The organism is Nocardiopsis sp. JB363 (assembly GCF_900143625.1).
Classification (GTDB): Bacteria; Actinomycetota; Actinomycetes; order Streptosporangiales; family Streptosporangiaceae; genus Nocardiopsis.
This window is the reverse complement of the sequence record NZ_FRFF01000064.1, coordinates 62612-68812: the sequence shown is the minus strand read 5'-3', so window position 1 is coordinate 68812 and position 6201 is coordinate 62612. Positions and strand designations below refer to the sequence as shown.

The 6201-nt window shown below is 67.5% G+C and carries 6 protein-coding genes; 3 read left to right on the top strand and 3 right to left on the bottom strand.

The window, feature by feature from the left end; all coding sequences use genetic code 11:
* Positions 1–160 precede the first annotated feature (160 nt).
* The 3 genes from serB to BQ8420_RS09985 all read right to left on the bottom strand — a co-directional run bounded on the left by serB (position 161) and on the right by BQ8420_RS09985 (position 3105).
* Positions 161–1384: a phosphoserine phosphatase SerB gene (gene serB, locus BQ8420_RS09995; protein WP_087097630.1), complete on the bottom strand. Its 1224-nt coding sequence runs from the start codon at positions 1382–1384 to the stop codon at positions 161–163.
* Between the two features lie 121 nt (positions 1385–1505).
* Positions 1506–2162 (bottom strand): DUF1707 domain-containing protein, encoded by a 657-nt coding sequence (locus BQ8420_RS09990; RefSeq protein WP_087097628.1) that lies wholly within the window; start codon positions 2160–2162, stop codon positions 1506–1508.
* A 181-nt stretch (positions 2163–2343) separates the two neighbouring features.
* Entirely contained in the window at positions 2344–3105 is a 762-nt protein-coding gene (locus BQ8420_RS09985; protein WP_087097626.1) for a hypothetical protein, read from the bottom strand.
* A 55-nt stretch (positions 3106–3160) separates the two neighbouring features.
* Between BQ8420_RS09985 and BQ8420_RS09980 the strand changes: the two genes are divergently transcribed.
* From BQ8420_RS09980 to BQ8420_RS09970, 3 genes are all read left to right on the top strand, one after another.
* Complete coding sequence (locus tag BQ8420_RS09980) at positions 3161–3946, top strand: ABC transporter ATP-binding protein (protein ID WP_087097624.1); 786 nt, start codon at positions 3161–3163, stop codon at positions 3944–3946.
* 357 nt (positions 3947–4303) lie between these two features.
* Positions 4304–5230 carry an SPFH domain-containing protein gene (locus BQ8420_RS09975; RefSeq protein WP_087097622.1) on the top strand — a complete coding sequence of 309 codons (927 nt, stop codon included), beginning with the start codon at positions 4304–4306 and terminating at the stop codon, positions 5228–5230.
* Positions 5231–5431: 201 nt separating this feature from the next.
* The gene (locus BQ8420_RS09970; RefSeq protein ID WP_087097620.1) at positions 5432–6190 is read left to right on the top strand and encodes a sulfite exporter TauE/SafE family protein; all 759 of its coding nucleotides are present in this window, start codon (positions 5432–5434) and stop codon (positions 6188–6190) included.
* The last annotated feature ends 11 nt before the right edge of the window (positions 6191–6201 follow it).

Sequence of the window (6201 nt, the reverse complement as noted above, 5' to 3'; positions counted from 1 at the left end):
GGTTTTTCTTAGGAAAGGGGTCTGCCTTAGGGTGGGCCCCTTTTCTTTTTTGTTGTTGGTGGGTGTGTGGGTTGTGGGTGTGGGGGGTTGCCTGTGGGGCGGCCCCCCTTTTTTTGTGTCTGAGGGCGGCCCCTCACGGTGGCCGCCCCGGAGATACCGCTCAGGCGATCGGGTCGGTGGCGAGGTCGGCGGCTTCGATCTCCTCGCGGGTGATACCGAGGATGAAGGCGATGGTGTCCAAGTAGGGCACATTGACCGAGGTGTCGGCCTGGCGGCGGACGACGGGCTTGGCGTTGAAGGCGACGCCCAGGCCCGCGGTCTGGAGCATATCGAGGTCGTTGGCGCCGTCACCGATGGCCACGGTCTGATTGAGGGGGACCCCGGCCTCCTCGGCGAACTGCTGGAGGGTGGTGGCCTTGCCCTTGCGGTCGATGATGGGACCGACCAGACGGCCGGTGATGATGCCGTCGACGACCTCCAGGGTGTTGGCCGCGGAGTAGTCCAGGTCCAGGCGTTCCACGAGGACGTCGGTTATCTGGGTGAACCCACCGCTGACGATCCCGCACTCGTAACCCAGGCGCTTGAGAGTGCGAATCAGGGTGCGGGCCCCGGGGGTCAGCTGGATCTCCTCGCACACCTTCTCGATGGCGGAGGCGTCCAAGCCCTTGAGGAGGGCGACACGGCGGCGGAGCGACTCCTCGAAGTCCAGTTCGCCGCGCATGGCCTCCTCGGTGACCTTCGCGACCTCGGTCTCACAGCCGGCGTGGGCGGCCAGGAGCTCGATGACCTCGCCCTGGATGAGGGTGGAGTCCACGTCCATGATGACCAGGTGCTTGCCGCGTCGATGCAGGCCTCCGGCCTGCACGGCGACGTCCACGCCCTGGGTGGCGGACTCCATGGCCAGTTCGGCACGGAGTTGGTCGGCGTTGCCTCCGGAGATCTCCATCTCCACGGAGGTGACCGGGTAGGCGGACAACCGCTCGATCCGGTCGATGTTGGCTCCGGAACGGGCCACACACGAGGTGATGGCGCTCAGCGCTCCGGGGCGCAGTGGGGAGGCCAGCACGGTGACGTGCAGGCGGTCGTCGCCGGTGGCGTTGACCCGACCGTTCCCGTCCGCGTACTCGACGTCCATATCGAGGTCGATCGCGGTCTTGTCGAGTGCCGATCGGACCTCTTCGTAGACCCGATGGTGGCTCACCCCGGGGGCGACCTTCTCATCGACTTCGAGCACGGTCCCCAGCACCAGGCGCCCACCGAGAACGACCTGTTCCAGGTCGACGATGGTCACCGGGAAGACGGAAAGGGTGCTCAGCAGGCGTGCGCTGATCCCGGGACGGTCGTGCCCGGTCATCGTTACCAACAACGTGGATTCATCACTCATGGCGTAGTCCACGGTACTCGGCCGGGAGACGCACGTGACGGTCGGGGAAGGAGGTTTTCGCAGCTAGTCCACTATGTGGACAGGTAAGGGGGTCTCAGGGGCCCGACGGTTGCGAGGCAGATCACTTGTCCCGCTTACCCTTGCGATTCTTTTTGACCTTCTTCGCCTTGACGTCGACCCCGCCCAACATGCAGGTTCCGGTCAGATGTACCACCGGGGCGTTGGGGTCGGTGACCTGATCCGTGCCGTGGAGGTCGGTGCCGCCCAGGATCGCCGACGTGTTGTTGATCACCCGCACCCCGTGCGGCACGGTGATCTCCACTCCACCGAGGATCACGGCGAGCTGAATGGTGACCTCGTGGCGGCTCAGCACCGCCTCGCGCAGGTCCAGTTCGACCCCGCCACAGAGGACCGACACGTTGGTGCGGGGCTCGACGAGCCAGCGTCCGCGGCGTTCCGCGGCCCCGAAGACCGCCACCAGGTTCTCCGACCCCTTGCTCTGGCCGGCGAGGTCGCGGGCGTCGCGGCCCAGTATCTCCATGCCGTCGGTGGTGTCGCCGCGCTCCTTGGGGCTCAGACCCGGGATCCCCGCGGCCGAGGCACCGGGAAGGTCGGACACGATGGGGGCGAGCTCGCCGAGGGTCTTGGCCTTGTAGAGGGTGTCGAGGCGGTCCTCGTGTTCGACGGGGCTGAGGCGGCCCTCGGCCAGTGCGTCGCGAAGCCGTTCGGCAACCTGGTCCCTGTCCGCGTCGGAAGCTCGGATGTGATCGGGCTGCATGATGACGGCTCTCCTCCTCGGTGGGTCGGCCCGGAAACGGCCGCACACCCAAGTATCGATGGGTGCGACGAGCTCCCGGATCAGGTGTCGTCCCTGGTTCGTCCCGGAGTCTCCCCGCCCCCGACACCAGGGTCCCACCGGTGGATCCTCCGGGCCATACCCGTCGGGGCGCTCCCCGGCCTCAGGGCAGTTCTATCGCCGCGTGCGCGGCGACCAGGGCGCGACGCACCACACCGTCCAGTTCCCGCAGGGCTTGGGCCCTCAGCTCGATCTGGTGAGCGCTCATGCCGCGTCCCGAGCCGGGTTCGGCGAGCGACACCACCTTGGCGAGCCGTTCCGCCTGGGCCGCCACCCGGTGGGCGCGTGGCGGGTACCCGTGAGCGAGGGGTGGGGTGCCCGGGTCGCCCAGGTCCCCCAGTGCGCGGTGGACGGCCGGGGCGAAGGAGGCCACGTCGTCCACTCCCTGAAGCTGTTCGGCGACCCGCACCAAGGTGAGTTTGAGTCGTCGCTCGGCGTCGGCCAGGTCGGGAACCTGAGGTATGCCGTCATTCGCCGGATACGGGGCCCAGGAGACGCCCACGTAAGATGAACCACGTCGGTCCGCGGAGGGCACCAACCCCACCTGTCGTTCGGCGAGCTGAACCAACACCCCCTCACGAGCTTCGATCGCCGCCTGGTTGAGTTCGGCGGGGCCGATCAGTCCGCAGGGGTCACCCCAGGTGGGCAGCGCCAATCGGAACGCGGACAACCCCAGGCCACGGAGGCGTACCAGTGAGGTGCGCAGCGGTACGCCGCTGTCGAAGGGCAGGTCTCCTGGGGGTACTGTCCCGATCAGGTTGGGGCCGCCCCGACGTTCGACGGCGTCGACGGCGTCGTCCAATCCGACGTGGCCCGACAGCCAGGCGTTGCCCCAGGCGACGAGTGGTGCGGACGTCAAATGCATTGCTTCAGGGTAGGGCGGCCCGTGCACCGGCGTGGGACGTGAGTGAAGGAGGATGATGGACGGGCGTGTTCTGGGCCTGAACGGGGTCACGGTACGACGAGGCGGGGCGAACCTGCTGGATGGCGTGGACTGGTCGGTGCGCGAAGGTGAGCGCTGGGTCATCCTCGGTCCCAACGGCGCGGGTAAGACGACGCTGCTGAACGTGGCCTCCAGTCAGCTGTATCCCACCGCGGGCAAGGTGGAGATCCTCGGGGAGCACCTCGGGGGAGTGGACGTGTTCGAGCTGCGGCCGTTGATCGGTTACGCGGGCGCCTCCGTCTCCGGCCGGATCGAGGAAGGCACTTCCGTCCTCGACCTGGTGCTCAGTGCCGCCTACGGCTACCTGGGCCGGTTCCGGGAGGAGTACGGGGTTCCGGACTACGGGCGGGCCCGTGCGCTGCTGGGTCACTGGGGGGTGGGCGAGCTCGCGGATCGCTTCTTCCACACCCTGTCCGAGGGCGAGCGTAAACGGGTGCTGATCGCGCGTGCGCTGATGTCGAACCCGGAACTGTTGCTCCTGGACGAGCCCGCGGCCGGGCTGGACCTGGGTGGGCGCGAGGACCTGCTGCGTCGTATGGGCAAGCTCGCGCGCAACGAGGCCGCGCCGGCGCTGGTCGTGGTCTCCCACCACGTGGAGGAGATCCCGCCGGGATTCACCCATGGTCTGCTGGTCCGTGATGGCCGGGTGATGCGGGCCGGGCCGTTGGACGAGGTGATGACCGCGGAGCACCTGAGCGAGACCTTCGGGTTGGCGTTGAAGGTCGAGCGCGACGGTGACCGTTGGTCGGCCCGCGCCGTCTGAGGGAAATCACCCTCGGCGCCACCCTGTTCCCTCACCCCTTCTCTTCGCGATCGCCCCGGTGGCCTGTTGTGGCCCCGGGGCGGTTCTGTGCCGGAAGTGATTGGGGATGTGTTTATGGAAGAAATCCTAGGGTCCGTAATTCCTATTTCCGTCCGGATGTGGTCGTCCCGGATGGGTATGGGGTAGCGTCGTCGAACAGTGGGCGGATCGCTCTATTTCGGCGCGCTTTATGACGGGCAACCTAGGGTCCGATCCGCTCCCTTGCTGCCTGTCACCCCCGTCAGCAGATCCGGAGCCGCCCCAGATGCCGTCACTGAACACCGTCACCCGGCCCGACACGGTGGAGGGCCGGTAACCGTGACCTCGATCATCATCGTCGCACTCTTCGTCGCCGTCCTGCTGATCATTTTCTGGCGCAGTGTGCGTATCGTTCCGCACTCTATGGAAGACGTGGTCGAGCGTTTCGGTAAGTTCCACCGAACGCTCAGCTCGGGCTTCAACATCGTCATTCCCGGTGTCGACCAGGTGCGTGAACGTATCGACCGCCGTGTCCAGGTCGTCAGCTTCCCGCCGCAGTCCGCGATCACCGAGGACAACCTCGCGGTCGAAGTCGATTCCGCGGTGTACATACGTGTGATCGACGCCTATCGGGCCACCTACGAGGTCGCGAACTTCATCCAGGCGGTCGAACAGCTCACCCTGGCGACCCTGCGCAACGTCATTGGTGGCATGAACCTGGAGGGCACGCTCACCTCCCGGGACCAGATCAACCGCGAGCTCAAGTCCGTCCTGGACGAGGCGACGCGGGACTGGGGCATCGAGATCAGCCGGATCGAGCTCAAGGGCATCGAGCCACCGTCCTCCGTACAGGAGGCGATGGAGATGCAGATGCGCGCCGACCGGGAGAAGCGGGCCCAGCTGCTCAGCGCGGAGGGTGAGAAGCAGGCCGCCGTGCTGCGTGCCGAGGGTGAACGCTCCTCGTCCGTGTTGCGGGCCAAGGGTAGCGCCGAGGCGCAGATGCTGACCGCCAAGGCCGACGCCGACGCCCAGACCCTGCGGGCCCGTGGTGAGGCGGACGCCATCCACATGGTCTTCAAGGCCCTGCACACCAGCCGGGTCGACCCGGACGTGCTGGCCTACCAGTATTTGCAGAAGCTCCCGGAGATCGCCAAGGGCGACGCCAACAAGGTGTGGATCGTCCCGGCGGAGATGGGCCAGGCCCTCCAGGGCGTGAGCAGCGCCTTCGAACGCATCCAGAACGAGGTCGTCAAGACCCCGACCTGAGTCGGGACGTCACCGGCCGCCCCGTGTTCCGGCCCCGCCCCTCCGGCGGGGCCTCTTGCGTGCCGGGCCCCATGCGTGCCGGAGTTCGTGTGCGCGGGGTGTTCGGCCGAGGCCGCACCCGAGCTGATCATCCGATGACCGGGTCTCGTAGTCTGTTCGGGCCCTCGATGGTCGGGGAACTGCGGAGCGGAAAGCGGCGCGATGGAACTCTGGGAGGCCGCTGCCATTCTCCTCGCGGGGATGGCGGCCGGTGGCATCAACGCGATCGCGGGATCCGGGACCCTGTTCACCTTCCCCGTGCTGCTGGCCCTGGGCTATCCACCGATCACCGCGACCATCTCCAACAGCGTGGGCCTGGCCCCCGGGACGCTCAGCGGCACCATCGCCTACCGGCGTGAGTTGGCGGGCCAGAGGACACGGCTGCTCAGGTTCGGCGTCATGTCCTTCTTCGGCGCGCTCACCGGCGCGACGCTGTTGGTCTACCTGCCGCCCGGGGTCTTCGAGTCGGTGGTGCCGTTCATGATCGGTGCCGCCTGCGTGCTGATCGTCTTCCAACCGAAGATCACCAAGTGGGCCCGGGCGCGCAAGCCCGCCCAGAAGAACGGCGGGGTCTGGATGCCCGTCGGCGCCTATGGCGCGGGTACCTATGGCGGCTACTTCGCGGCCGCCCAGGGCATCATCCTCATGAGCCTGTTGGGCGCCACCCTGGACGACGACATCCAGCGGCTCAACGCCCTGAAGAACGCCCTCGCCACCATCGCCAACAGCACGGCGGCCGTGTTCTACATCGTGTTCGCCTCACCGGCGTGGCCGGTGGTCGGTCTCCTCGCGGCCGGGACGATCGTCGGTGGCTACCTGGGAGCGAACTTCGGCCGCAGGCTCAGCCCGGCGGCACTGCGTGTCGTCCTCGTGATCGTCGGCCTGTCCGCCGCCGCGCAGATCATCATGGGCCGGATCTGATCTCCCGAGAT